General features: G+C 65.2%; 27 protein-coding genes. 14 read left to right on the top strand and 13 right to left on the bottom strand.

What is annotated here, in order from left to right:
• The first annotated feature begins 107 nt into the window (after positions 1 to 107).
• The 4 genes from L0U84_RS36450 to L0U84_RS36435 all read left to right on the top strand — a co-directional run bounded on the left by L0U84_RS36450 (position 108) and on the right by L0U84_RS36435 (position 5,990).
• A complete protein-coding gene (locus L0U84_RS36450) occupies positions 108 to 1,103 on the top strand; it encodes a LacI family DNA-binding transcriptional regulator (protein WP_442794129.1) in 996 nt (331 codons plus the stop codon).
• A 349-nt stretch (positions 1,104 to 1,452) separates the two neighbouring features.
• Positions 1,453 to 3,237: an IlvD/Edd family dehydratase gene (locus L0U84_RS36445; protein ID WP_233857765.1), complete on the top strand. Its 1,785-nt coding sequence runs from the start codon at positions 1,453 to 1,455 to the stop codon at positions 3,235 to 3,237.
• 83 nt (positions 3,238 to 3,320) lie between these two features.
• Complete coding sequence (locus L0U84_RS36440) at positions 3,321 to 4,508, top strand: fumarylacetoacetate hydrolase family protein (protein WP_233857763.1); 1,188 nt, start codon at positions 3,321 to 3,323, stop codon at positions 4,506 to 4,508.
• Positions 4,509 to 4,547: 39 nt separating this feature from the next.
• Entirely contained in the window at positions 4,548 to 5,990 is a 1,443-nt protein-coding gene (locus L0U84_RS36435) for an aldehyde dehydrogenase family protein (protein WP_233857761.1), read from the top strand.
• Between the two features lie 153 nt (positions 5,991 to 6,143).
• Here the strand turns inward: L0U84_RS36435 and L0U84_RS36430 are convergent, their stop codons facing one another.
• From L0U84_RS36430 to L0U84_RS36420, 3 genes are all read right to left on the bottom strand, one after another.
• Complete coding sequence (locus tag L0U84_RS36430; protein ID WP_233857759.1) at positions 6,144 to 6,410, bottom strand: DUF4148 domain-containing protein; 267 nt, start codon at positions 6,408 to 6,410, stop codon at positions 6,144 to 6,146.
• A gap of 200 nt (positions 6,411 to 6,610) precedes the next feature.
• A complete protein-coding gene (locus L0U84_RS36425) occupies positions 6,611 to 7,444 on the bottom strand; it encodes a DUF2182 domain-containing protein (protein ID WP_233857757.1) in 834 nt (277 codons plus the stop codon).
• Entirely contained in the window at positions 7,441 to 8,205 is a 765-nt protein-coding gene (locus tag L0U84_RS36420; RefSeq protein ID WP_233857755.1) for a DUF899 domain-containing protein, read from the bottom strand. Before L0U84_RS36420 ends, L0U84_RS36425 begins: the two co-directional genes overlap by 4 nt.
• A gap of 167 nt (positions 8,206 to 8,372) precedes the next feature.
• Here L0U84_RS36420 and L0U84_RS36415 point away from each other — a divergent pair, with 167 nt between their 5' ends.
• Positions 8,373 to 9,602, top strand: a complete 1,230-nt coding sequence (locus tag L0U84_RS36415) for a helix-turn-helix domain-containing protein (protein ID WP_233857753.1) — start codon at positions 8,373 to 8,375, stop codon at positions 9,600 to 9,602.
• 14 nt (positions 9,603 to 9,616) lie between these two features.
• Entirely contained in the window at positions 9,617 to 10,291 is a 675-nt protein-coding gene (locus tag L0U84_RS36410; RefSeq protein WP_233857746.1) for a Vgb family protein, read from the top strand.
• A gap of 32 nt (positions 10,292 to 10,323) precedes the next feature.
• On the opposite strand, the gene L0U84_RS36405 is transcribed toward L0U84_RS36410, so the two are convergent.
• Genes L0U84_RS36405 through L0U84_RS36375 form a run of 7 tightly spaced genes read right to left on the bottom strand, consistent with a single transcriptional unit; the run spans position 10,324 to position 15,879 of the window.
• Complete coding sequence (locus tag L0U84_RS36405; RefSeq protein ID WP_233857744.1) at positions 10,324 to 13,419, bottom strand: proton-conducting transporter transmembrane domain-containing protein; 3,096 nt, start codon at positions 13,417 to 13,419, stop codon at positions 10,324 to 10,326.
• Positions 13,413 to 13,787, bottom strand: a complete 375-nt coding sequence (locus L0U84_RS36400) for a sodium:proton antiporter (RefSeq protein ID WP_233857742.1) — start codon at positions 13,785 to 13,787, stop codon at positions 13,413 to 13,415. The genes L0U84_RS36405 and L0U84_RS36400 overlap by 7 nt, the downstream gene beginning before the upstream one ends.
• Positions 13,788 to 13,803: 16 nt before the next feature.
• Positions 13,804 to 14,508 carry a Na(+)/H(+) antiporter subunit B gene (locus L0U84_RS36395; RefSeq protein ID WP_233857739.1) on the bottom strand — a complete coding sequence of 235 codons (705 nt, stop codon included), beginning with the start codon at positions 14,506 to 14,508 and terminating at the stop codon, positions 13,804 to 13,806.
• Positions 14,505 to 14,849, bottom strand: coding sequence for a monovalent cation/H(+) antiporter subunit G (gene mnhG / locus L0U84_RS36390; protein ID WP_233857737.1), 345 nt, complete (start codon positions 14,847 to 14,849; stop codon positions 14,505 to 14,507). Before mnhG ends, L0U84_RS36395 begins: the two co-directional genes overlap by 4 nt.
• 3 nt (positions 14,850 to 14,852) lie before the next feature.
• Positions 14,853 to 15,095 carry a hydrogenase subunit MbhD domain-containing protein gene (locus L0U84_RS36385; RefSeq protein ID WP_008918956.1) on the bottom strand — a complete coding sequence of 81 codons (243 nt, stop codon included), beginning with the start codon at positions 15,093 to 15,095 and terminating at the stop codon, positions 14,853 to 14,855.
• A 3-nt stretch (positions 15,096 to 15,098) separates the two neighbouring features.
• On the bottom strand, positions 15,099 to 15,359 hold the full coding sequence (locus tag L0U84_RS36380; protein WP_233857735.1) for a monovalent cation/H+ antiporter complex subunit F: 261 nt from the start codon (positions 15,357 to 15,359) through the stop codon (positions 15,099 to 15,101).
• On the bottom strand, positions 15,352 to 15,879 hold the full coding sequence (locus tag L0U84_RS36375; RefSeq protein ID WP_233857733.1) for a Na+/H+ antiporter subunit E: 528 nt from the start codon (positions 15,877 to 15,879) through the stop codon (positions 15,352 to 15,354). The genes L0U84_RS36380 and L0U84_RS36375 overlap by 8 nt, the downstream gene beginning before the upstream one ends.
• Between L0U84_RS36375 and L0U84_RS36370 the strand changes: the two genes are divergently transcribed.
• The 3 genes from L0U84_RS36370 to L0U84_RS36360 all read left to right on the top strand — a co-directional run bounded on the left by L0U84_RS36370 (position 15,866) and on the right by L0U84_RS36360 (position 17,756).
• Entirely contained in the window at positions 15,866 to 16,111 is a 246-nt protein-coding gene (locus L0U84_RS36370; RefSeq protein ID WP_233857731.1) for a hypothetical protein, read from the top strand. The two genes, L0U84_RS36375 and L0U84_RS36370, sit on opposite strands and share 14 nt — an antisense overlap.
• Positions 16,112 to 16,434: 323 nt before the next feature.
• A complete protein-coding gene (locus L0U84_RS36365; protein WP_233857729.1) occupies positions 16,435 to 17,217 on the top strand; it encodes an ABC transporter substrate-binding protein in 783 nt (260 codons plus the stop codon).
• 212 nt (positions 17,218 to 17,429) lie between these two features.
• A complete protein-coding gene (locus L0U84_RS36360) occupies positions 17,430 to 17,756 on the top strand; it encodes a DUF190 domain-containing protein (RefSeq protein ID WP_233859802.1) in 327 nt (108 codons plus the stop codon).
• A gap of 39 nt (positions 17,757 to 17,795) precedes the next feature.
• On the opposite strand, the gene L0U84_RS36355 is transcribed toward L0U84_RS36360, so the two are convergent.
• Together L0U84_RS36355 and L0U84_RS36350 are read right to left on the bottom strand one after the other, a co-directional pair.
• Complete coding sequence (locus L0U84_RS36355; RefSeq protein ID WP_233857727.1) at positions 17,796 to 19,226, bottom strand: DUF2252 domain-containing protein; 1,431 nt, start codon at positions 19,224 to 19,226, stop codon at positions 17,796 to 17,798.
• 158 nt (positions 19,227 to 19,384) lie between these two features.
• A complete protein-coding gene (locus L0U84_RS36350; protein WP_233857725.1) occupies positions 19,385 to 19,813 on the bottom strand; it encodes a VOC family protein in 429 nt (142 codons plus the stop codon).
• 191 nt (positions 19,814 to 20,004) lie between these two features.
• Between L0U84_RS36350 and L0U84_RS36345 the strand changes: the two genes are divergently transcribed.
• The 5 genes from L0U84_RS36345 to ggt all read left to right on the top strand — a co-directional run bounded on the left by L0U84_RS36345 (position 20,005) and on the right by ggt (position 24,936).
• Complete coding sequence (locus L0U84_RS36345; RefSeq protein ID WP_129957973.1) at positions 20,005 to 20,688, top strand: GntR family transcriptional regulator; 684 nt, start codon at positions 20,005 to 20,007, stop codon at positions 20,686 to 20,688.
• A gap of 86 nt (positions 20,689 to 20,774) precedes the next feature.
• Positions 20,775 to 21,596, top strand: a complete 822-nt coding sequence (locus L0U84_RS36340; protein ID WP_233857723.1) for an ABC transporter substrate-binding protein — start codon at positions 20,775 to 20,777, stop codon at positions 21,594 to 21,596.
• A gap of 13 nt (positions 21,597 to 21,609) precedes the next feature.
• Positions 21,610 to 22,377: an amino acid ABC transporter permease gene (locus L0U84_RS36335; protein ID WP_233857715.1), complete on the top strand. Its 768-nt coding sequence runs from the start codon at positions 21,610 to 21,612 to the stop codon at positions 22,375 to 22,377.
• A 1-nt stretch (position 22,378) separates the two neighbouring features.
• Entirely contained in the window at positions 22,379 to 23,191 is an 813-nt protein-coding gene (locus L0U84_RS36330) for an amino acid ABC transporter ATP-binding protein (protein ID WP_326491233.1), read from the top strand.
• 152 nt (positions 23,192 to 23,343) lie between these two features.
• Positions 23,344 to 24,936 (top strand): gamma-glutamyltransferase, encoded by a 1,593-nt coding sequence (gene ggt / locus L0U84_RS36325; RefSeq protein WP_233857713.1) that lies wholly within the window; start codon positions 23,344 to 23,346, stop codon positions 24,934 to 24,936.
• Between the two features lie 77 nt (positions 24,937 to 25,013).
• On the opposite strand, the gene L0U84_RS36320 is transcribed toward ggt, so the two are convergent.
• Positions 25,014 to 25,466, bottom strand: a complete 453-nt coding sequence (locus L0U84_RS36320) for an SRPBCC family protein (RefSeq protein ID WP_233857705.1) — start codon at positions 25,464 to 25,466, stop codon at positions 25,014 to 25,016.
• Positions 25,467 to 25,528: the final 62 nt, after the last annotated feature.

Raw genomic sequence — 25,528 nt, 5'->3', positions numbered from 1 at the left:
TGCCTGGTCGCTCCGAAAGGAGCGGCCCGCTATCATGTGCGTTCCGTGACTTTCGCGCATTCGCCCCGATTCCTATCATGACGTCCAGGCCGCCAGTCCCGCCCCGCATGGCCGATGTTGCCGAACGCGCGGGCGTCTCGAAGATGACCGTGTCGCGCGTGCTCGCGGGTCGCAACGTGTCGCAGGCGACCCGCGAACGCGTGCAGAAGGTGATCGACGAACTCGGCTACGTCGCCGATGCCGCGGCCGGTGCGCTGTCGTCGGGACGCTCGGAGTTCGTCGCGGTGCTGGTGCCGTCGCTGTCGAGCTCGAACTTCTCCGACACCGTGCGCGGCCTGAACGCCGCGCTGGGTCCGCACGGTCTGCAACTGCTGCTCGGCGACACCGACTACCGCCTCGAACAGGAAGAACTGCTGGTGCGCTCGATGCTGCGCCACCAGCCGCGCTGCGTCGCGTTGACGGGCAGCCGCCACACTGAGGCGACGCGCATGCTGTTGCAGCGCGCCGGCATTCCGATCGTCGAAATGTGGGATCTGCCCAGCGATCCAATCGATACGGTGGTCGGTTTTTCGAACTCGGCGGCGGCGCGCGCGATGGTCCGGCACCTGCATGAGCGCGGTTATCGGCGGATCGGCTTTATCGCAGGCGCTAGCGAGCGCGACCGGCGCGGGCACGACCGGATGCGCGGCTACGTTGCCGAAGTCAAGGCGCTGGGCCTCGGCGAGCCGCGCGTGATCCGGCTCGGCGATTCGCCGATCACGATGAGCCACGGCGGGCCCGCGATCGGTGCCCTGCTCGACACGTGGCCCGATACCGAAGCCGTGATGTGCGTGAGCGACATGTCGGCGTTCGGCGCGATCATGGAGTGTCATCGACGCGGGCTGTCGGTGCCGGGCGACATCGCGGTTGCCGGTTTCGGTAACTTCGAGGTGTCGTGGTGCTGTCAGCCGAGCATCACGACGGTGTCGGTCGACGCGTACGGCATCGGCCTGCGCGCCGGCGAAACGCTGCTCGCGGCGCTTGCCGATCGCGAAGCGGGCGAGGTGCATCGCCGCAAAGCGGTGAAGATCGATTTCACGGTGATTGCGCGCGATAGCGCGTAGCTTTCGCGTCGCTGAATTCGCAAGCCGCGAACGCGTCGAACTCCCCTTAATTAAACAGCTCAGGGATATCCCTTGGTTGTCCGCATGGTAAGCCGGGCGTAACATCCACAACCAGAAATGTTACCGGTAACGTACTCTCGGATCGCAGGCAAACCGGCGAGCGGGCGGCCGCGTGCGGCGAGTCTGGCTCGGCCTGTCGGAATCGGCCTGATCACGAGCGCGACATTGGCGCATCATGTGGTGGAGACGGCCACGTTTCCGACGATCACCGCCGCGGCCAAAGACCTGACCGGCAACATCAATAAATGCACGCATAAGCAACCCTCACCAAGACAGAGAGACAAGCACCATGTCAGCATCCACCCCGCGCCGGCTGCGCAGCCAGGAATGGTTCGACGATCCCTCGCACGCGGATATGACGGCGCTGTACGTCGAGCGATTCATGAACTACGGTTTGACGCGCGAAGAGCTGCAGTCGGGCCGGCCGATCATCGGCATCGCGCAGACGGGCAGCGATCTCGCGCCGTGCAACCGGCATCACATCGAACTCGCGGCGCGCACGAAGGCCGGCATCCGCGACGCGGGCGGCATTCCGATGGAGTTTCCGGTGCATCCGCTCGCCGAGCAGAGCCGCCGGCCGACTGCCGCGCTCGACCGTAATCTCGCCTATCTGGGCCTCGTCGAAATCCTGCACGGCTTCCCGCTCGACGGCGTCGTGCTGACCACCGGCTGCGACAAGACCACGCCCGCGTGCCTGATGGCCGCGGCCACCGTCGACATGCCGGCGATCGTGCTGTCCGGCGGCCCGATGCTCGACGGCTGGCACCATGGTGAGCGCGTCGGCTCGGGCACCGTGATCTGGCATGCGCGCAATCTGCTCGCGGCCGGCGAGATCGACTACGAAGGCTTCATGGAGCTGACCACCGCGTCGTCGCCGTCGATCGGTCACTGCAACACGATGGGCACCGCGCTGTCGATGAACAGCCTTGCCGAAGCGCTCGGCATGTCGCTGCCCGGTTGCGCGAGCATTCCGGCCGCTTACCGCGAGCGCGGCCAGATGGCTTACGCGACCGGCAAGCGCATCGTCGACCTCGTGCGCGAGGACGTGCGGCCGTCGCAGATCATGACGAAGGAAGCGTTCGAAAACGCGATCGTCGTCGCGTCGGCACTCGGCGCGTCGACCAACTGCCCGCCGCATCTGATCGCGATCGCGCGGCACATGGGTGTCGAGTTGAGTCTGGAGGACTGGCAGCGCGTCGGCGAGCAGGTGCCGCTGATCGTCAACTGCATGCCCGCCGGCGAATATCTCGGCGAGAGCTTCCATCGCGCGGGCGGTGTGCCGGCGGTGATGCGCGAGCTCGCGAAAGGCGGCCTCGTGCACGAGGAATGCCTGACCGTGTCGGGCCGTACGATGGGCGAAATCGCGGCCGCCGCACCCGCGCCGGATCGCGAGGTCATCAAGACGACCGCCGAACCGCTGAAGCACGGCGCGGGCTTCATGGTGCTGTCGGGCAACTTCTTCGACAGCGCGATCATGAAGATGTCGGTGGTCGGCGATGCGTTCCGCAAGACCTATCTGAGCGAGCCTGGCGCGGAAAACACCTTCGAAGCACGCGCCATCGTGTTCGACGGTCCCGAGGACTATCACGCGCGCATCAACGACCCGTCGCTCGAAATCGACGAGCATTGCATTCTCGTGATTCGCGGCACGGGCACGGTCGGCTATCCGGGCAGCGCCGAGGTCGTCAACATGGCGCCGCCGGCGGCGCTCGTACGCCAGGGTATCACCTCGCTGCCTACCCTGGGCGACGGCCGTCAGAGCGGCACGTCGGCGAGCCCGTCGATTCTGAACATGTCACCGGAAGCGGCGGTGGGCGGCGGTCTTGCGCTCCTGCGCACGAACGACCGTATCCGGGTCGATCTGAATTCGCGCAGCGTCGACGTGCTGGTCGACGAAGCCGAACTCGCGCGACGCCGCGAAACCGTGCACTTCGAGATCCCGCCCGCGCAAACGCCGTGGCAGGAGCTGTACCGCAAGACGGTCGGCCAGCTTTCGACCGGCGGCTGTCTCGAACCGGCGACGCTTTATCTGAAGGTGATTGCCGAGCGCGGCAATCCACGCCATTCGCATTGACATGCAGGTGACAAGGCCGGGCTTCGCACCCAACGCGACGCCCGGCCTTGCCCGTTTCCCACTTATTCGAAAGAGCCCATCCCATGTCCGCAACTTCCTCCTCCAGCTTTCTTCCCGATGATCTGAACGACGCGCTGCTGATCGGCCGCGTGTGGCGCAAGACCGAGCAGCATGAAGGACCGTGCGTGGTCGTCGTGCGCGGCGGCGAGGTGTTCGACATCACCGCGACCGTGCCGACCACCGCCGATCTGTTCGAGCGCGACGATGCCGCGCAACTCGCGCGCAGCGCGCCGGGCGTGCCGCTCGGGCAGGTTGCGCAGCTGATCGCGGCGAATCAGCCTGGCGCCGGCGCGCCCGCCGTGCGCCTGCTCGCGCCGTGCGACGTGCAGGCGATCAAGGCCTGCGGCGTGACGTTCGCGGTGAGCCTGATCGAGCGCGTGATCGAGGAGCAGGCCGGCGGCGATCCGGCGAAGGCGAAAGAAGTGCGCGAGACCATCGCGTCGACGATCGGCAGCGACCTGTCGAAGATCAAGCCGGGCTCGGAAGCCGCAATGAAGCTGAAGGCCGAGCTCGAACGACGCGATGCGTGGTCGCAATACATGGAAGTCGGCATTGGTCCGGATGCCGAAGTATTTTCGAAGTCTCAGCCGATGTCGGCGGTCGGCTTCGGCGCGGACGTCGGTCTGCTCGCCGCGTCGGTGTGGAACAACCCGGAGCCGGAGATCGTCCTCGCCGTGAATAGCCGCGGCGACATCGTCGGCGCGACGCTCGGCAACGACGTGAACCTGCGCGACATCGAAGGCCGCTCGGCGCTGCTGCTCGGCAAGTGCAAGGACAACAACGGCTCGTGCGCGATCGGTCCGTTCGTGCGGCTGTTCGACGGCACGTTCTCGCTCGACTCGGTGCGCAGCTCAAGCGTGTCGCTGCGCGTCGAAGGCGCGGACGACGACTTCGTGCTCGACGGCGTGAGCCACATGAGCGAGATCAGCCGCGACCCGGCCGACCTGGTCGCGCAGACGTGCGGCCGTCACCACCAGTACCCGGACGGCTTCATGCTGTTCCTCGGCACGATGTTCTCGCCGATCAAGGACCGCGACGCGCCCGGCGGCGGTTTCACGCACCACCTCGGCGACCGCGTGACGATCTCGACGCCGCAACTCGGCGCGCTGACCAACACGGTGCGCCTGTCGACCGAAATCGAACCGTGGACGTTCGGCGTGCGCGCGCTATATCGCAACCTCGCCGCTCGTGGCTTGCTGGGCGTCGAATAACAGGATTGTCGCCGCAGTTTTCGAAAGGAGAGTCAGGACATGAGTCAATTTGCAAACTACATCGACGGACAGTGGGTCGACGGCGCGAGCGTGTCGCGCAACGTCAGTCCGTCGAATCTCGACGACGTGATCGGCGAATTCGCGCAAGCCGACGCCGAGCAGACGCATCGCGCGATCAGCGCCGCGCGCAAGGCGTTCGCGACGTGGTCGCTGTCCACGCCGCAGCAGCGCTTCGACGTGCTCGATCAGGCTGGCAGCGCGATCCTCGCGCGCAAGGCGGAGCTCGGCAAGCTGCTCGCGCGTGAAGAGGGCAAGACGCTGCCCGAGGCGATCGGCGAAGTGGGCCGCGCCGGGCAGATCTTCAAGTTCTTCGCGGGCGAAGCGCTGCGCCTCGGCGGCGAAATCGTGCCGTCGGTGCGGCCGGGCATGACGGTCGAAATGACGCGCGAGCCGGTCGGCGTGGTCGGCCTGATTACGCCATGGAATTTTCCGATCGCGATTCCGGCGTGGAAGATCGCGCCGGCGCTCGCGTACGGCAACACGGTCGTGATCAAGCCGGCGGATCTGGTGCCGGGCAGCACGTGGGAGCTGGTCAAGATCATCGCCGAGGCGGGCGCGCCGGCGGGCGTGATCAACCTCGTGATGGGGCGCGGCTCGGTGGTCGGCGAAGCGCTCGTGTCGTCGCCGGATGTGGATGCGATCAGCTTTACCGGTTCCGTCTCGACGGGGCGCGCGATCGGCGCGAAGTGCTTCGAGTCGGGCAAGAAATTCCAGCTCGAAATGGGCGGCAAGAACCCGATGGTCGTGCTCGACGACGCCGATCTCGACGTCGCGGTCGAAGCCTGCGTCAACGGTGCGTTCTACTCGACGGGCCAGCGTTGCACGGCGTCGAGCCGGCTGATCGTGACCGCGGGGATCCATGACCGTTTCATCGACGCGATGAAGGCGCGCATGCGCGCGCTGAAGGTCGGCGATGCGCTCGCGGACGGCACGCAGATCGGCCCGGTCGTCGACGACAAGCAACTGGCACAGGACGAGCGCTATCTGGCGGTCGCGCGCGAAGAGGGCGGCACGGTGTTCGGCGGCGAGCGCGTCGAAGGCGCGACGCAGGGCTACTTCCTCGCGCCGGCGCTGGTCACCGAGACGACCTCGGCGATGCGCATCAACCGCGAAGAGGTGTTCGGGCCGGTGGCGTCGGTCATCAAGGTCAAGGACTACCAGGAAGCGCTCGCGACTGCCAACGATACCGAGTTCGGCTTGTCGGCCGGCATCTGTACGACGTCGCTGAAGTACGCGAGTCATTTCCGCCGTCATGTGCAGGCGGGCATGGTGATGGTCAACACCGCGACGGCGGGTGTCGATTATCACGTGCCGTTCGGCGGCCGGAAGGGGTCGAGCTACGGTCCGCGCGAACAGGGCGCCTACGCGCGGGAGTTTTATACGTCGGTGAAGACTGCGTATATCAACCCGGGCGCGGTCTGACGCGAGACTGACGGCGCACCCCAGAACGGAACTGGCCCGCCATCGCATTGAATCGCGATGGCGGGCCAGTAGGGGAAACTGCGAGAGCGCTAAGGCAGAGCGCTCAGGCAGGTACAGCTACGTCAACAGCAACTTTCCAACCGGGAGCGCGGCTTACTGCGCTGCGCGGCCTTGCTCCGACGAACCGCTGGTCACGCCGCCGACAGCGCTGTTTTGCGCCGCGACGCGGGCTTCAGCAGCCTGAATGTTCGACGGATATTCGTTCGGGTTCGAACGTGCCGGGTTGTAGCCGGCCTTTTCGATCTGAGCCAGCTCTTCACGGACTTGCGCGCGGGTCAGCGGCTGGTTCGATTGAGCGAAAACGGCAACCGGAGCAGCGAGGGTAGCGGCGATAACGACAGCTTGAACGAGGGATTTCATTTTTAACTACCTCCAGGTTTTGTCTTGTTAGGCTGCGAAACTCGTTTGTTTGCAGCAGTGATGACAGTCTAGGGGGAGCAAGAACTAGGGTAAATACCTAATTCCTGAACTCACTGTTTCCAAAATTAAAACAATATCGGGACAGTACGGCTGCCGAGCATCGATTCACGACGCGATCGACGGCGGCTGGGGCGCATGCATCACCCGGCTGACACGGCCTGAGCGAGCAACCAGCCGGCCGCGCCAACAGCTATGGCGCCGATCGCCCGTGCGACGCGCGCGCCGTCCGGCGCAAGGCGTTCAGCGGTGATGGCGACCGTCACGGCGGCCATCGAGCGCAGATCCATGATGCCGACGACCAGCAGAATGGCGGTGAGACCCAAACAGCAACCGCCGCAGTCGATACCGATGCGCAGACCGTATCGCCACGCGCTTGCCGCATCGGCGGCGAGGCTCGGGGTCGCGCGAGAGCAGGCGAGGCGGCGGGCTTTCCACGTGCTGAACTGCAACGCGCCGGCGAGCAGGACGACCACGCTGGCCGCTAGCGGCACCGAACGCGCGAGCGCGGGCCACCGCAATTCGAGCGCCGCGAGCGACGCGCCCAGCCCAAACACGGCCGCGCCAAGCGCCGTCCAAACGACGGCGTACGCGCCGCTCACGAGCATCGTCAGTAGGGCCAGTCGGCCCGCACCCATGCGCGAGCCGATCGCGTCGCGATAGCGCAGCAGCGTCGGCAGCAACGACGGCAGCATCATCGCCGCCATCATCACGATCCACATACCGATGAACGACGCCGCCGCGCGGGCCCACGTGCGCCCGCAGGTCGGCATCCACAGCGCCGACATCGACCAGCCGCCGGGCATCGGCAGCGTGCCCATCGCCGACATCGACGCGTTGTGCGCGAGTGTCGCCGCGACGCTCGCGGCGAACACCAACACGCAGACGCCGACGAACACGCGCTGCGATGTGCGCGCCGCGCGCCAGGTGGCGAACTGCTGCCCGCTCGCGCAGACAGCGCGCACGAGCGGGCTCATGACCGCTCGTACTCGTCGTGACGGCGCCACCAGATGCCCGTCTCGTTGCGTCCCTTCGGCGCGCGATCGAGCCACTGATACATGCCCCACAGCGCATCGACGCCGCGCGCGTAGGTCGAGTACGTGTGATAGACGACGCCGTCTTCGAGCACGAACGCGCTCATGCCGGGCCGGTCGCGCGTATAGGTGGCCGCGTCGGTGCCGCAGGTCGCCGCGAATTGGGCGACGGGTTCGGGCGCGGGACTCACGTCCATCGCGTGAGCGTTGCGTGTGTAGTTGTACTCGATATCGCCGTCGCGCTGCTGGGCCTCGGTGAACGACACGTTGAAGTCGAAATTGAAATCGCCGCTTGCCGACGACGCCCAGGGAAACGTCCAGCCCATGCGCCGCTTGTATGTCAGCAGCTTCTCGAGCGGCGCGCGCGACACCGCCATCAGCATCACGTCGTGATGCGCGAGATGCACGGCGAAGCCGCCGAAACCGTCCGCGATCGACGAGCACGACGGGCAGCCCGCCTTGTAGTCGGGGCCGAACATGAAGTGGTAGACGAGCAGCTGAGAACGTCCTCTGAACAGATCGGCGAGCGATGCGCTGCCTTCGTCGGTATCGAAGCGATAGGCCTTGTCGACCCTCACCCACGGTAGCGCCTGGCGTTGCCGCGCGAGCTCGTCGCCGTGTCGCGTGTGGGCTTTTTCCGCGTCGAGCAGCGCGCGTCGCGCGTCGAGCCACTGTTCGCGTGTTCCGGTCGGATGCGTAGTCATCGTGGGTTCCTCCGTGGGTCGTACCGCGCCGAGCGAGCCCTTGCCCGACGGCGTCGGTAACGGTTGATGGTCATGCTAGATTAGGGGTGGACATCGACCGGGTGGGAGTGACAAGTGTGGCGGGATTCGCTTGATGCAAAGACGTGCTACGCGCGGACTCGCACGCCGTGGACGCGCTGATTTCGGCGGCGGCGCGCGCGCTCGCGGCCGGCGATCCGCTCGGCGCGCTCGACCGCGTCGCGTTGCGCGACGACGCGCCGGCGCTCGCGCTGCGCGGCATCGCGATGGCGCAACTCGGCGACTTCGTGCGCGCCAAGGCGCTGGTGCGCGGCGCGGCGCGCGGGTTCGGCGCGCAGCATGCGGTGGCGCGCGCGCGCTGCGTGGTCGCCGAAGCGGAGATCGCGCTCGCGTCGCGCGATCTCGCATGGCCCGCCAGAACACTCGACGCCGCGACCGCCACGCTCGACACGCACGGCGATCGCGTCAATGCCGCGCATGCGCGGTATCTGGCGGCGCGGCGTTTGCTGCTGATCGGCCGTCTCGACGAAGCGGAGCGCAAGCTTGCCGCGCTCGATCCGCGGCTGTTTCCGCCCGCGTTGCGGGCCGCGCATGAACTGGTGGTCGCAGGCGTCGCGCTGCGCCGTTTGCGCAGCGGCGCTGCGCGAGCCGCGCTGGCGCGGGCGGCACGCGCGGCTCGCGAGGCCGGTATTCCGGCGTTGATCGCGGAAGTCGAAAGCGCCTCGGTCGCACTGAGCAAGCCAGCGGCGCGCATCGTCGCGCATGGCGAAGAAGAACCGGTCCTGCTCGATGAAGTCGAGAAGCTGCTGACGTCGAACCAGGCGGGCGGACCGCTGGTCGTCGACGCTTGCCGCTACGCGATCCGCGATGCGAACGCGGCGGTCGCGCTCGCGAGCCGACCGGTTCTGTTCGCGCTCGCCCGTATGCTCGGCGAGGCATGGCCCGACGACGTGCCGCGCGACGCGCTCGTCGCACGCGCGTTTCGCGCCAAACGCGCCGACGAATCGCATCGCGCGCGGCTGCGCGTCGAGATCGGCCGGCTGCGCGCGGCGCTCGGCACGCTCGCGAGCGTCAGCGCGACGGCGCGCGGCTTCGCGCTCGCGCCGCGTCATGCGCGCGAGGTCGTCGTACTGGCGCCGCCCGTCGAAAGCGAGCATGCGGCGCTGCTCGCGTTTCTGTCGGATGGCGAATCATGGTCGAGTTCTGCGCTTGCTCTCGTGCTCGGCGCGAGTCAGCGCACCGTGCAGCGCTCGCTCGACTCGCTCGCCGCGGCCGGCAAGGTGCAGCCGGTGGGCGACGGGCGCGCGCGCCGCTGGATGACGCCGCCCCTCGCCGGATTCGCGACGGCTTTGTTACTCCCTTCCCCGTTCCCTTCGTGATTAGGATGGCAACCATGAACCGCTCAGCCGCCAGAATCGTCCGCGAATATGGGCCCTTTACGGGCGTCGATAAAGTGCATGGGGTCACCTACGACGGCCGACAGGTGTGGATCGCGACCGGCGACAGGCTCGACGCGTTCGATCCGGCGAGCGGCGAGACGCTGCGCTCGATCGCGGTGCCCGCCGACGCGGGCACGGCCTTCGACGGCGAGCACCTGTTCCAGATCGCGGACGGCCGCATCCAGAAGATCGATCCGCAAAGCGGCCAGGTACTGTCGACGATCGCGGCACCCGGCGACGGCGGCCAGTCGGGGCTGACATGGGCCGAGGGTTCGCTGTGGGTCGGTCAGTATCCCGAGCGAAAAATCTATCAGGTCGATCCGGAGACGGGCGCGGTGCTGCGCACGATCGAATCGAATCGCTTCGTGACCGGCATCACGTGGGTCGACGGCGAGCTATGGCATGGCACGTGGGAAGGTGACGAGAGCGAACTCAGGCATATCGATCCGCGCAGCGGCGAGGTGCTGGAGAGCGTCGAGATGCCGGCCGGCGCGGGCATCTCCGGACTCGAATCGAATGGCGCGGATCTGTTCTTCTGCGGAGGCGGCGGCAGCGGGCTCGTCCGAGCCGTACATCGTCCCGCGCGAGAGAGCGGCGCGGAACTACCGGTCGATTCGACGATGGAGTGAGTGATGACGCGAGTCGCGCGGCGTCGTTGCCGTCATTGCGTCCCCGCCGCGCCCAGGCCCGTGCTCGCGAAATAGATCACGAGAAAATACAGCAGCACATAAAGCGCGTAGGTCTGCCCGTTGCCGGTATAGACGCGCCGCATCCATGCCGCCGCCGCGAGCGCGAAATGCGATAGGCCGCGCCAGAACATCTGCGCGACCGGCGGCACCGTGCGGCTCAGGATCGGCCTGTAGAAGTGGTAAAAATCGGGGCCGTTGCGCGCGTTGCCGCGGCGGCTGCGGTAGTACAGCACACCGAGCCCGAACACGATCGCCGTGACGATCAGCACGACGATCACGACCGGCGTCGGATTCCAGAACCCGTAAATGCTTTCGAGCGACATGCCGCCCCACACCAGCGTCGCCGCGAACTGCGGATCGATCGCGGCCGACACCGGCTCGATCAGCAGCTTCGGGAAGAACGACAGGATCACGATGCCGACCACGAACAGGAACTGCGGAATCAGCAGCATGATGGGTGCTTCGCGCACTGCCTGCCGCTGCGGCGGGCGCGGTTTCAGGAAGATGCCGTTCAGCAGCCGCAGCATGTACAGAAAGCCGGCACAGGTCGCGATCAGCCCGCACACGGCGAGCCCGTACCAGCCTTTGTCGGTCATTGCGCTCAGCAGCAGCCATTTGCCGCCGAAGCCCATCAGCGGCGGCAGGCCCGACATCGACACGAGCGCGACCACGACCATCGCGAACGTTAGCGGCATCTCGCGCGCAAGGCCGCCTACATCGGCGAAGTTGCGCTTGCCGGTGCGCAGGATCACGCCCGCGAGCGCGAGGAACAGGATCCCCTTCACGAACATGTGATTGGCGACGAGGTACAGCGCGGTGACCCAGCCGAGATGGCTCATCAGGCCGATCGCGGTGACGATATAGCCGATCTGGCTCATGCTCGACAGCGCGAGCATGCGTTTGAAGTCGTTCTGCCGCAGCGCCATCAGCGCGCCGAGCAGCGTCGTCAGCATGCCTATCCAGGTCATCACGTGTGCGAGTTCGAGGCCGACCTCCGAGCGTATGGTCAGGTAGGTGCCGATCAGCAGGCCGAACATCGCGACCTTGCTGACCACCGCGGACAGCATCGCGGTCACGTCGTCTTCCGCTTCGGTGTAGGCGCCCGGCAGCCACACGTGCACGCCGATCGCGCCGGCCTTGATCAGAAAGCCGGTCGCGAGCAGCACGAACGCGCGGTTCGCTTCGGGTCCCGAGTGAATCAACGCCGATAGCGCGATGGTGTCGTCGATCGCGGCGACGTTGGCGAAGCCCGCCAGCAGGAAAAACGCCGCAAGCAGCGAAAACAGCAGGAAGGTCAGCACGTGCGGTCCCGCGCGCCGGCACTTCGCGATCAGGAAACACGACGACAGCGTGATGATTTCCCAGCTATAGAAGAATTCGAGCGACGTCGATGAGCGCAGCAGCGCCGGGATCGACAGCGACAGCACGACCAGCATCGGATAGAAGCCGGTGCGTACGTCGTCGCGATAGAGGCTCGCCGCGGCGATTACGAGGCTGCCCGCGAGCAGCAGCCATGTGAACAGCCCGGCGATACCACCCGAGCCTTCGCAGAGCAGACTGCCGATCAGCCCGATCGCGATCAGCGCGAGCACGCCTTTCACGCGCCCCGGCAGACGATCGGCCGCATAGAACAGCGCGCCCGCCATGAGCGGCGAGAAGATCCAAGGTGACGCGACGCCTGAGAACACGGCTGCCATATAGCCCGCCGCGATCAGCAGCACGGCGACGCCGAACAGCGGCAGCAGCGCGGCGAGGTTGGGGCGGGCTTTGGCTTCGACATCCGACGGAGCCAGCGCGCGCACGAACCAGTGGAACATATAACCCGCCTCGAGCAGCGAGCCGGTCAGGATCAGCACGATCCAGTAGGGCTTGCCGGCGGCGGTCAGGCGCATCACGAGTTCCCACTTCGCCCAGAAGCCGGGGAACGGCGGCAGCCCCGCGATCGCGACGAGGAACAGACCGAGCAAGCCGATCAGCAGTGGGCTGCGCGACAGGATCGCGCGCGCATCGTCGCCGTGGCGCCGCAGCACGCCGATCATCCAGAACAGCCCCGCCTTCGCGAACAGATGATTGATGAAGAGGCCGCCGATGACGAGCGGGATCGATGTATCCGCGCCGATCTGGCGCAGCAACGCGAGCGATAGCATCAATAGCGCCATTTGCCCGATCGACGAATAGCCGAGCACGCGTTGCGGTTTCGTCTGCTTGATCGCGAGCAGATTCGAAAACAGGAACGTGACGCCGCCTGATACGGCGAGCAGCGTGAGCTGGCCGTCGAACAGCGGCAGCAATTTCAGCAGCGCGAAAAATACACCCGCCGATACGCCGACCGATACCATCGCGGCGACGCCGCTCGGCGCGGTCTCGTAGACGTCGAGCCCCCAGCCGTTGGCCGGAAACGGCTTCAGCTCGATCACGAGGCTCGCGAACACGAGCAGGATCGCCGTCGTGCCGATCGGGCCGCCGATCCGCTCGCGCAGCGACAGCAGATCGTCGATGTTCAGCGTGCCGGCCACGTAGTAGAGCAGCACCGCGCCGAGCAGGAACAGGGTCGACGCGATCACCGTCGCGAAGATGTACTTGAACGCGGCGGCGAGCGCGGCGGGCGTGCGCTCGAGCCCGAACAGGCCGTATGTCGCGATCGACACGATCTCGAGAAACACGAACAGGTTGAACAGGTCGCGGGTCATCACCATGCCGTCGATGCCCATCACCAGAATCAGGTACAGCAACAACGCCGCGTAGTTGCCGCGCAGGCGATCCCACAGATGCAATGCGCCGAGCAGCGCGACCACGTTGACGCTGAACGTGAAAAAGCCTTCCCACAAGCCGAAGCGCAGATTGATCGACACCGGCGGCGGCGCGCCCGCGGTCAGGATCTCGATCGTGTCGCCGCCGTCGAGCAGGCCGTAGAACGACACGCCGGACACGAGCACGATGCCGCACAACGCGATGAAAAAGCCGAGCGTGAGCCACGGCTTGCCGAGCCGGTACAGCAGCGGAATGAGGAAGCCGCCGCCGAGCCCGAGGATGAAGATATGCAGCGGATGAAAGAGCGCGGCTACCATTTCGACTCGGTGAAGGCGTCGATGGAGAGGGTTTTTTTGGCGGCGTAAAGACGGATCGCGAACGACAGCATGATGGCGGTGACCGACAGCCCGATCACGATCGCCGTGACGACGAGCGCCGATGGAACCGGATCGATCGCGCGGTGCGCGGCGGCGGATTTGCTGAGCGCCGCGTCGATGATCGGCGCGGTGCCGCCCGTGATGTAGCCCGTCGCGACCATCACGATGTGCAGGCCCGTGTCGATCACCGCGAAGCCGATGATGATGCGCAGGATGTTGCGGTGGGTCAGCATGCCCCACAGGCCGATCAGCGACAGGCAGAAGCCCGTGATCAGCAGGATCTTCGAAACCGGGATGCCCGTGCTCATGCGCTCTCCTTGTCGCTCAGCTTCTGAACCGGTCGATGATGACGCTGAGCTCCGCGCCGACCTTGACGCCGAGCAGCGCTGAAATCAGCGGGATCGCGCCGGCGCTGAAGAACGCGCCGAACTCGCCGCGCGGTAGAAAGCGCGCGTCGAGAAAGCCGCCCGCGAGCACGAGGCCCAGAATGCCGATGCAAACATAGATCACCCCCGCGAGCGACTCGACGACGCTCAGCAGCGCGACGTTCAGCGTCGAGCGGGGCCGCGCGAGCAGCATCAGCATCACGGCGGACGCGACGATCGCGCCGCCCTGGAAACCGCCGCCCGCCGACAGATGGCCGTTGACGATCACGTAGCCGCCGAACGTGAAGATCATCGGCAGCAGCACCTGCTTGCCGGTGTGCACGATCTCGCCGGCGGGGCGGCGCGCGGCCGCGGTTTCATCTGCCGGATCGGCGGAGGTCGCGGTGCTTTCCTCTTTCAGCAATACGCCGACGCTCGCCGCGACCATGAACAGCACCGCGACTTCGCCGAGCGTGTCGAAGCCGCGAAAGGTGATCAGGATGCCGGTCACGATGTTCGGCGCGCCGAGTTCGAGCGGCCCTCTGACGACGTAGTACCAGGCGAGCGGACGCAGCCCCTGCAACTCCACATAGCCGCCGATCAGCCGCCAGAACACGACCGCGAACAGCAACACCGTCAGCAGCGCGAACGCGCGACGCATCATGATTCGGCCTCCCCCGCCGTGCGGCCGTCGTCGTCGGCCAGTGCGTCGGTGACCGTGGACGAGGTCATCGGCGTACGGATCAGCCAGGCGGCGCGCGACAGCGCATGCGAGGACACCGGGTTGGTCACGAGCACGAAGTAGATCAGCAGGATCAGACGAAAGGTCCAGTTCGGGTGGTAGAACGCGAGGCCGATCAGCACGAGCATGTTGCCGAGCGTCGACGCCTTGGTGCCGGCCTGAATACGCGTATACGCATCCGGCATGCGCAACAGCCCGAGGCCGGCGGAGAACAGAAAGACGGCGCCCACGAGGATGAACACGCTGCCGATCAGTTCGAACATGCGCTAGCCCTTTTGATAGCCGGTTTTGCGGATCGCGTACAGAAAGATGAAGGTCGCGAGTCCCGAGCCGATCGCGGCTTCGGCCATCGCGACGTCGGGCGCGGCGAGCAGCAGGAAGGCCACCGCCGCGAACAGGCTCGCGAGTCCCGAGCTGACCATCGCGGCCAGCAGATTCTTCAGGCAGACAGCCAGTACGCCGCTCACGAGGATGCTCGCGCACATCAGCAGCAGGAGCAGTTCGAGCATGGCTCACAGCCCCCTTTCGAGAAAGCGCGCAATCGCGAGCACTGCGAGAAAGCTCAGCAGTGCGTAGACGAGTGCGACGTCGATATAGACGAAACGACCGGAGACCTGCGCGTACAACGCGATCAGCGACAACGAGATGACCGTCAGCATGTCGATCGCGACGATGCGGTCGACGAGGGTTTTGCCGATCACGAGACGGATCACGCCGAACAGGATCGCGAAGAAGATCAGCACCGCGGCGATCCGGAGCATGATCTCAGCCAAAGATCTTCTCCAGATGCTTTTCGAACGGTGCGACGAGCGCCTCGGTCGCTTCGTCGATATCGGTCGTCTTCACGTCGAGCCAGTGAATGAATAGTATGTCGTCCCGAATATCCATCACGAGCGAGCCAGGTGTGAGCGCGATCGAATTGGCGAGCGCAAGACGGCCGAGCGGTGTCTGGAGGCGGGTGCGAACCTTGACGATGCCGGGCTTGATGTCGATTCGCGGCGAGTACACCAGCGCCATCACGTTCAGATTGGCGCGCACCAGTTCGACGACGAAGGTCGCGCTATACGCGGCGAAGTGGTAAAGCGAGCCCGGCGTCAGACGCAGGCGCTGCCATGCTTCGCTCGAAGACACGAAGACACGCGCGATGACGAAGGTAATGACGAGACCGACGAGAGCGGGTTCGACGGCGAGCGATGCATTGGCGATCATCCAGATGACGAACAGGACGATCCAGAGGCCGGGCATTCCTCGAGGAACGAACGACGACACCGGTTTTCCGTTGTTCGAAGCCATGTCATCGGTTCCTAAGGAGGCCTTGCGGAAAATTCTAAGTGACAATTTATGGCAAATCAACCGGCGCGATTATCCGCCGGTGGTTGCTTTCGCAGGTATGGATAAGCTACTCGAAACGGAAGAAAGCTATGTGAATGACGAGCTTGCACGCGCTTTGATATTGCGGGAAGGTGCGCGAGCGCTTATCGGCTGTGCATCGAATCAATTAGTGTTATTGCGATCTTTTCAATAAAATGGCGCGCCAAAACCCGACACCGGGCAGCGCTCGTTTATTAAAAGAGACTGCGTCGCCGAGATAAAGCATGTTCGTCTGGACAATCGGAATGCCAGGCAGAACGACCTTGGATCGCCCAACGGCACGCACTGTTTTTGTTGACGCTTGAACGATCGAACCTTCGAAGCCCTATGCAGGTCTATGCGTCGGCCGCATGAATTGATTTTTTTAATGAATTTGTGCGGGCGACCGGATCACGGTCGAATGTCGGGTTTCGCGCGGAGCGCGTGTATCGCCGTGCCGCCCGTTTGAATTCTTTAAATGACCGATAAGGAGCAACAATGAAAGCCATGCTGGCAACCCTGACGATTGCGCTGCTGGCCGTATCGTCCGCAAGCGCAATCGCCAAGGATTGGTCGACCGTGCGGTTCGGGGTCGACGCGAGCTATCCGCCGTTCGAATCGAAAGCCGCCGACGGCAAACTCGTCGGCTTCGATATCGATCTCGGCAATGAGATTTGCCACCGGCTCAATGCGAAATGCGTGTGGATCGAGAATTCGTTCGACGGCATGATTCCCGCGTTGAAAGGCCGCAAATTCGACGGCGTATTGTCGACGATGTCGATGACGCCGGCGCGGCAGGCGCAGATCGCGTTCTCGTCGAAGGTGTTCCGCATTCCGACGCGTCTGGTCGCGAAGAAGGGCTCGCCGATCGAGCCGACGCCGGAAGCGCTGAAGGGCAAGCGCATCGGCGTCGAGCAGGGTTCGATTCAGGAAACCTACGCGAAGACGTATTGGGAGCCGGCCGGCGCGGTGATCGTGCCGTATCAGGATCAGGATCTGGTGTATTCGGATCTGCTTGCCGGCCGTATCGACGCGTCGTTGCAAAATGCGGTGCAAGCCGATATCGGCTTTTTGCGCACCCCGCGCGGCAAGGACTTCGGATTTGCCGGCAATCCGCTTTACGACGCGAAAACGCTCGGCAGCGGCACGGCGATTGGCTTGCGTAAAGAAGATACCGATCTGCAGGAAAAGATCGACAAAGCGATTGCCGATATCCGCGCCGATGGCACTTACGACCGCATTGCGAAAAAGTATTTCGATTTCGACGTGTACGGTCAGTGAGTCGGGACCGCGCGGCACGTGGCCAGTTTCGACCTGGCACTCGCGCGGGGCGACATCTAAACTTGTCTCATGACCGTCCGGAGCCGTGATGCGGCGCTGCCGAAGTTTCCGCTTACGAAAGTAAGCGGGCAGGGGACGGCGCAATGCGGCTGCCCATCCGCGCGCGCATCGCTTTGCGCAGGCGGCGCGATCCGCATTGGGGAGACACCGACATGCACGGCTTTCAGGTCACGTTCTTCACCCAGCAGGGGCGCAGCCATCATGGCAAGCCGCTCGCCGACTGGCTCGTGCGTCTCGCGAGCGAGCTCGGCCTGCGCGGCGCGACCGTGATTCCGGCTTGCGAAGGCATCGGCCATCATCATCGTATTCACTCCGCGCACTTCTTCGAGCTTGCCGATCAGCCACTGTCCGTCCTGATGGCGGTGACCGCCGACGAAGCCGATCGGCTGTTCGAGCGGCTGCGCGCGGAGGGCTTGCATCTGTTCTACGTGAAAACGACGGCCGAGTTCGGCGTCGTCGGCGAGGACGACGGCGCTTGAACGATTGGGCGTCAACGGCGGGCGCGACGGCTCGTGCGTCTAGGCGACGAAGTCCGCCGCCATGTCCGTGTCGGTGCGTGCTTCGAGCTTGCCGCTGCGGCACGCGTGGCGGAATATCTCAAAGTCCTTCTCGACCTGGTCCGCGTACGCGCGCGAGTACAGGATCAGCGCGTCCGTCATCTGATCGCCGTTGCCGAGATAGGCGTCAACCTCGGTCGCGAGCCCGCCCGCTTTCGCGTGCGCCCGCGCGAGCACCCAGCCACACATGGCCGCGTACTGGCGGAACGTTTCCTTTGCAAACAGTTCGAGCGTCGCCGAGATCTTCATGTCGCGTAGCTGGCGGCCGTAGATCGAGCGCCCGAACGGTCCCGTGGTCCAGCCGAGAAACGGGTCGCTCGCGCCCTGCATCAGCCGCTGTCCGTCGACCACCCGCTGCCCCTGATGCTTCGGCCCCGCCGCCTTGAAGTAACGCGACACGACCGAGGTCGACGCCTCCTTGAACTGGATGAACAAGGGCTTCTCGTGCTGATCGACCATCAGCAGGATCAGGCAGCGGGTGCCGACGCTGCCGACGCCGACCACCTTGAACGCCATGTCGTGCATCGAGAAGTGATCGAGCAGCGTGCGGCGCACCGTGCCGAGCGACTTCAGATAGTCCTCGTAGATCGGCGCCATCAACGTCCGCCAGTCGCCGAGGCCGACCCAGTCGTCCTTGTGCGTGAACAGCGTGTTCTTGCCGTGCACATGGAAGACGGTGGGCGGCACGTCGCGGATTTGCCATAGACCTTCGCGGTGGCTCGCAAGCTTCGGCAGGATCGTCTCGTGGGTGCGGCGCGACGCTTTGGCGATGCTGTTGCGAATGCGTCGACGCGCGTCGTCGGTGGGGGAGATTTCCTCGAGACGCGCGAAGGTGATCAGCTCGCACCACAACTCGAGCGGACTCATCTGCGCGTATTCCGAGGTCCAGTGCTGATAGCTCTGCACGCACGACGCGACGGTCTCGTCCGCGAGCCGATCGCCATGGCCGAGATGGCGGACTGCGATATGGAGGCTCGCCGTCAGGCGCTTCAGGTCCCATTCCCACGGGCCGATCGCCGTTTCGTCGAAGTCGTTGATGTCGAACACGAGCGCGCGCTCGGGGGTTGCGAAGCCGCCGAAATTCATCAGGTGGCAGTCGCCGCAAATCTGGAAGTGAAAGCCGCTGTTCGCGGTCTTTGCGAGGTCGTGCGCCTGGATGATCGCGCTGCCGCGATAGAACGTGAATGGCGACTCGAGCATGCGACCGTAGCGCAGCGGTACGAGGGACTCGACGCGCCCGCGACTGCTTTCGCGCAGCAGGCGAACCGGATCACGATGGGTGTTGCCGATGTCGGAGTTGGCGCTGCGCGGCGTGTTCCTGCGTGCATTGCGGCCGTGTTCGCGGCGCTCCGCGAGCGTTTCGGGTGGCGTCATCGTTTGCCCCTTGGTCATGCGGCGTTATTCGATTCGTCTTGCGGTGCGGGTCCCGTGAAAGGTGCCGGACGACGTTCTTGCCTGCTCCAACTCTAGCGTGTCCGCGCGGCGATTGCCATAGAGCGCGGCGTAGTGGCGAGCGAGCGGGCGCGAGGCAACGCTGCCCCGCCCGAATGCTATGCCGCGGGCTCCTCGTGCCGCACATTGACCATCCAGGGCACGCCGAAGCGGTCGATCAACGTACCGAAGCCGCTGGTCCAGAAGGTCTGCTGGAACGGCATCGTGATCTGTCCGCCGTCCGACAGCGCGTTGAAATATCGCTCGCCGGAGGCCTGGTCGTCGGCGGTGACCGACAGGTTGAAGCCCGCATGCACGGCGTCGCCGCCGCGGCAATCGCCATCCGACATCAGCACGTGCGTATTACCGATGACGAGCGTCGCGTGCAGAATCTTCTCGGCATGTTCGGGCGCCACCGGCCGAGCCGGATCGGGCGGCGCGTCTTTCATGCGCAGCTTCAGCAACTCCTGCGCGCTGAGCGCCGAACAATAGAACGCAATGGCTTCCTCACAACGGCCATTGAAGAGCAGATAGGGCTGGATTTCCATGCTGATTTCCTGCGACGGGTGAGGGTGGGCAGACGATTCTATCAGCGTGATTTCGCGCACGGACGGCGGCTCGCGAGCTTGCGATGCCGACCACCCCCTCGGGACATTCCCTGATTTGTTTTTGAAAAACTGGATACAAAAAGCCAATTTAAGTATTCTGCCTCCGTGTTCCTGCAACTGCGTCCCGACTCATGCCGACCTCCGCCGCGTCCCGCAAACCCGACCACAGCACGACCGCCGAGCAGGTGGCCTACCGCTACCTGTTCGATGCGATCTCGCAGGGCCGCTTCGCGACCGGTCAGCGGATCGTCGCCGAGACGATCGCGGCGGAACTGTCGATGAGCCGCATGCCGGTGCGCGAAGCGCTGCGCCGGCTGCATGCGGAGGGCCTCGTGATCCTGCGTCCGAACCGCGGCGCGATCGTGCGCGGCCTGAGCGCCGAGGAACTGCAGGACATCTTCGACATGCGCGTCGCGCTCGAAGGCCTCGCGATGCGCGTCGCGGCCTCGCGCTGCACCGACGAGCATCTGCGCACGCTCGAGCGCCTGCTCGAAGACATGGACACGTCCGTCGGCGATACCGACCTGTGGGTTCAGCGTCACTGCGCGTTTCACGAATACCTGTGCGGCATCAGCGGCCGCACGCGTCTGTACGAACAGATCTGCTCGCTGTATGCGTTGATCGAAGGGCCGATGCGGCTCTGGATCGAGCAGACGACCTTCAGACGCAAGAGCGCACGCGATTACCACCAGCTGCTGATCGATGCGCTGCGCAGCCGCAACCCGGAGCAGGCTGAGCTGGCCATGCGGGAACACATCGAATCGACGGTGCCGCGAGTGCTCACGCTACTCGGGACCCCCCAACCTCGCGACTGACGGCGATGCCCCGCGCCGGCATCGATGCTGGCGCAGGCCACTGCCGCGTACGGTCCGAGCTCGCTTATCACACCAGGAGCAAGCCCATGTCAGCAAAGAAGAACACGCGTTTTCGTCTCGCCGCCGCATGCGCAGGCGTTTCCATGCTGTTGCACGCGGGTATGACGTACGCGGATCAGGCACAGCCGGCGGGCCTGCTCAAGAACGGCACGCTGACCTATTGCGCGAGCATGGACGCGCCGCCGCTCGCGTTCTACGACGAGCAGCAGCAACCGCAGGGCTTCTCGGTCGACGTCGCGCGCGATGTCGCGAAGTCGATGGGCAATCTGAAGGTGGATTGGCATATCGTGCCGTTCAGCGGACTGATTCCCGCGCTGAAGGCGCATCAATGCGATCTGATCATCGGCCAGTTGTTCGACAAGCCCGAGCGGCGCGAGATCATCGACATCATCGACTACATGTACTCGAGCCAGTCGATCATGGTGCCGCGCGGCAACCCGCGCAAAGTGCACTCGCTCGACGATCTGTCCGGCCAGAAGGTCGCGGTGATCAATGGCTCGACGATGCGCTCGCTGCTCGAAAAGGAAAACGACAAGCTCGCCGCCGCGCATAAGCCGCCGATGAACATCGTCGTGTACAACACCGATGCCGACGCGTTCCAGGCGTTCCGCCTGCAGCAGGTCGACGCGTACGGCACCACCGCCGAAAGCGCCGGGCAATTCCAGAAAGTGTCGGGCAACTCGTTCGAGCAGGCGGTCACCGGCTTCGCCCGGATCGCGACGGGTATCGGCGCGCGCAAGGGCGAACCGCTGTCCGGCGCGGTCGCGAAGGCTACCGCCGACCTGACGAAGAGCGACCGCTACACGCAGATGCTCGGCAAGTGGAATCTCGAGAACGAACGCTTCTGAGCGGGATGACGCCATGAACTTCAGCTGGGAGATTTTCCGCAAGTTTCTGACGACGCCCAGTTCCGCGTATCTGCATGGACTGTTGCTGACTTGCGGAATCAGTGTCTGCGCGATTCTGCTCGGCGTGGCGCTCGGTCTTTGCATCGCGCTGATGCGGCTGTCGCCGAGCCGTCCGCTGCAGTACCTCGCGCGCGGCTACATCTGGGTCGTGCGCGGCACGCCGCTGCTCGTGCAGATCGTGTTCCTGTACACCGCGTTCGCGGCCGCCGACATCTTCCGCTTTCACGACCTCGAGTTCGGCGTGTTCACGCTGCCCGGCAACATTCAGGCGGCGGTGCTCGCGCTCGGCATGAACTCGGCCGCGTACATGGCGGAGATCATCCGCGCGGGTCTGAGCGCGGTCGATCGCGGCCAGTTCGAGGCGTCGCGCTCGCTCGGCATGACCTCGGTGCTGCTGATGCGACGCATCGTGCTGCCGCAGGCGCTGCGCGTGATCGTGCCGCCAATGGGCAACGAGTTCAACGTGATGCTGAAGAACACGACGCTCGTCAGCGTGATCGGCGTGCAGGAACTGATGTTGAGCACGCAGATGATCACCTCGGTCAATTTCCGCGTGTTCGAGCTGTACCTCGTTCTCGCGATCTATTTCCTGCTGCTGACCACACTGTGGAGTTTCGTGCAGCGCCGCCTCGAGGCGCACTTCGGTCGCGGCGAAGCGCATGCGTCGTCGGGTCAGCGGCTGTTCGGCGCGCAAACCATCAAGCTTCTGAGAGGGCGTTGACGTGAGTCAGACAGACGAAGTCATTATCGAAGCGTCGGATATTCACAAGTCGTTCGGCGCGACGAAAGTGCTGAACGGCATTTCGCTGAGCGTGACGAAAGGCGAGGTGGTGGTACTGATCGGCTCATCGGGATCGGGCAAGACCACCTTCATTCGCTGCCTGAATCTGCTCGAAACGTTCGACGCCGGCCGCGTGCGCGTGAATGGCCGTCTGCTCGGTTTCGTCGAGCGCGCCGACGGCAAGGTCGTGCGCGATTCGGCGCGCGAGCTGGCGCGGCAGCGTCGCGATATCGGCATGGTGTTCCAGCGCTTCAATCTGTTCCCACACATGACGGCGCTCGAAAACGTGATCGAGGCGCCGATCCATGTGCTGAAAGTGTCGCGCGCCGAAGCGGTTCAGCAGGCTCAGCGCCTGCTCGCTCGCGTCGGGCTCGCGGAACGCGCGGATCACTACCCGTCGCAGTTGTCGGGCGGGCAGCAGCAGCGCGTCGCGATCGCGCGGGCGCTCGCGATGCAGCCGAAGGTGCTGCTGTTCGACGAGCCCACCAGCGCGCTCGATCCCGAGACGGTCGGCGAAGTCCTGCAGGTGATGAAGGAGCTCGCACGCGACGGCATGACGATGGTCGTCGTCACGCACGAAATGGAGTTCGCCCGTGAGGTCGCGCATCGTGTCGTCGTGCTCGATCAAGGCGAGCTGATCGAACACGGTCCGCCCGAACAGATCTTCACCGCGCCGACCCATGCGCGCACGCGTGCGTTCCTGCGCCGCACGCTGAAGACGGCACCAGTGCTGGCGCCGGAGTCGTCGCTTTGAGCGTCGCATGATGGCGCGCTGGTGCCAGTCGCTGTCGATGCCGCCGCCGCCCGCACGGCACGGCATAACATTATTCGAGGCGCGCGCGTTTGCCCAGACGACGAGACTCTACCCGCCGCGCGCGCCGCTTCAATGAATTGGAGAACGTTCCTATGCGTAACTTCGAGAAGCCCGGGCGTTCGCTCGCCTTCGCCCGCAACGGCATGGCGGCGACATCGCACGCGGCGGCCACACTCGCGGCGCTCAACGTGCTCGCCGCCGGCGGCAACGCGATGGATGCGGCGATAGCCGCCTGCGCGGTGCAGTGCGTCGTCGAGCCGGGTTCGACGGGCGTCGGCGGCGATTGCTTCGCGTTGTACTCGCGCGGCGGTAGCGACGATATCGTTGCCTACGACGGTTCGGGCTGGGCGCCAGCGGATGCGACGGTCGAGCGCCTGCGGCAGCTCGGCGTGAATGCGATCGAGCGTCATTCGCCGCACGCGGTGACGGTGCCCGGCGCCGTGCATGCGTGGACGACGCTGCATCGCGATCACGGCCGCCTGCCGCTGCGCGACATTTTCGCGCCGGCAATCCGCTATGCAGAGGAGGGCTATGCGCTTACGCCGCGCAGCTCGTCGGACTGGGCGGATGAAGTGGACACGCTCGCGCGCGACGCCGAGGCACGCACGACGATGCTGGTCGACGGTGCCGCGCCGAAGCAGGGCACGGTGCACCGGCAGCCGCATCTCGCGGCCACGCTGCGGCTGATCGCCGAGGAAGGCCGTGACGGGTTCTATCGCGGACCGCCCGCCGAGAAGATCGTCGCGCATCTGCGCGAGCATGGTGGCCTGCATTCGCTCGATGACTTCGCCGACTACCACGGCGAATACGTGACGCCGATCCGCGCGAGCTTCCGCGGCTACGAGGTGGTCGAGTGTCCGCCCGGCGGACAGGGCGTAGTCGCGCTGATGCTGCTGAAGATCCTCGAGAAATTACCGGCCGACGGCGATCCGCTCGACGCCGACCGCATCCATCGCGAAGTCGAGGCGGCGAAGCTCGCGTATGCGGTGCGCGACGCGGTATTGGGCGATCCGCGTCAGCGGCCCGTCGACGTCGACTGGCTGTTGTCCGATGCGCTCGCCGACGAACTGCGCGGCCGCATCGATGTTGCGCGCGCATTGCCGCCCATGCCGACGCTGACGCCGGTCGAGCACAGAGACACGGTGTATATCACCGTGGTCGACAAGGATCGCAACTGCGTGAGCTTCATCAATTCGCTGTTCCATCCGTTCGGCAGCGGCTTGATGGCGCCACAGTCGGGCGTGCTGCTGCATAACCGCGGACAGAGCTTCGTCGTCGAGCCGGGGCATCCGAATGCGATCGGGCCGCGCAAGCGCCCGATGCACACGATCATCCCCGGCATGGTCACGCAAGGCGGCCGCGTGCGCATGAGCTTCGGCGTGATGGGCGGCCACTATCAGGCGATGGGGCATGCGCATTTTCTGTCGAAGGTGCTGCACTACGGCGTGGACATGCAGTCGGCGATGGACCTGCCGCGCATCTTCCCGCGTCCGGGTACCGACTCGGTCGAAGTAGAAGCGACGATGCCCGCTTCAGTGTGCGCGGCGCTCAGCGAGCGTGGGTTCAAGCTCGCGCCGCCGTCGTCGGCGATCGGCGGGTCGCAGGCGATCTGGATCGATTGGGAGCAGGGTGTGCTGGTTGGCGCGTCGGATCATCGCAAGGATGGTTGCGCTTTGGGGTATTGAGCACAGGAGAGAGCCGCCACCCGAAATGAACGAGGCGGCTCTCGCCGGGTGACGGCCGCGACTTTGTTTGAGCACGCTCAGTGCTGCGAATGACTTCCGGCATTGGCCGGATAAGCCTCCTGCAACGCAATCGAGCCTGTTTCCAGCAGCGATTTGAGGTTGGACATGATCTTCGGCCAGCCGCCCGACACCGCCTCGATGAATTTGGAAGGATCGCGCTCGATCGTATGCGTGAGCGTCAGCTTGACCGCCGTGCCGCTCGGTTCGAGCTCCATCGTGCAGCGCGAATCGCCTTCGGCCTGCAGCTCTGGCCGCTTCTGATGCTGCCAGCGAATCACGAGGCGCCGCGGCGGCACAGCCTCGATGATCTCGCCCGCGTCGAAAGTCTCCCCCGCGCTCGACACGAGTTTCCACGACGAACCCGCCGTCCACTCGCTATCGCAGTGCATGCCGAACCAGTACTGCTTGATGAACTCCGCGTCGGTCAATGCCGACCACAACCGTTCCGGCGTGGTGCGGATGTAGGTCACGTAGCTGAATCGCCCGGAAACCCTGTCCTGGCGGGGGGGCGTCTGGAATTCGTCTACTATTG

Origin of the sequence: Paraburkholderia sp. HD33-4, from assembly GCF_021390635.1 — a bacterium.
Taxonomy (GTDB): domain Bacteria; phylum Pseudomonadota; class Gammaproteobacteria; order Burkholderiales; family Burkholderiaceae; genus Paraburkholderia.
This window is presented reverse-complemented; position numbering and strand designations above follow the sequence as displayed.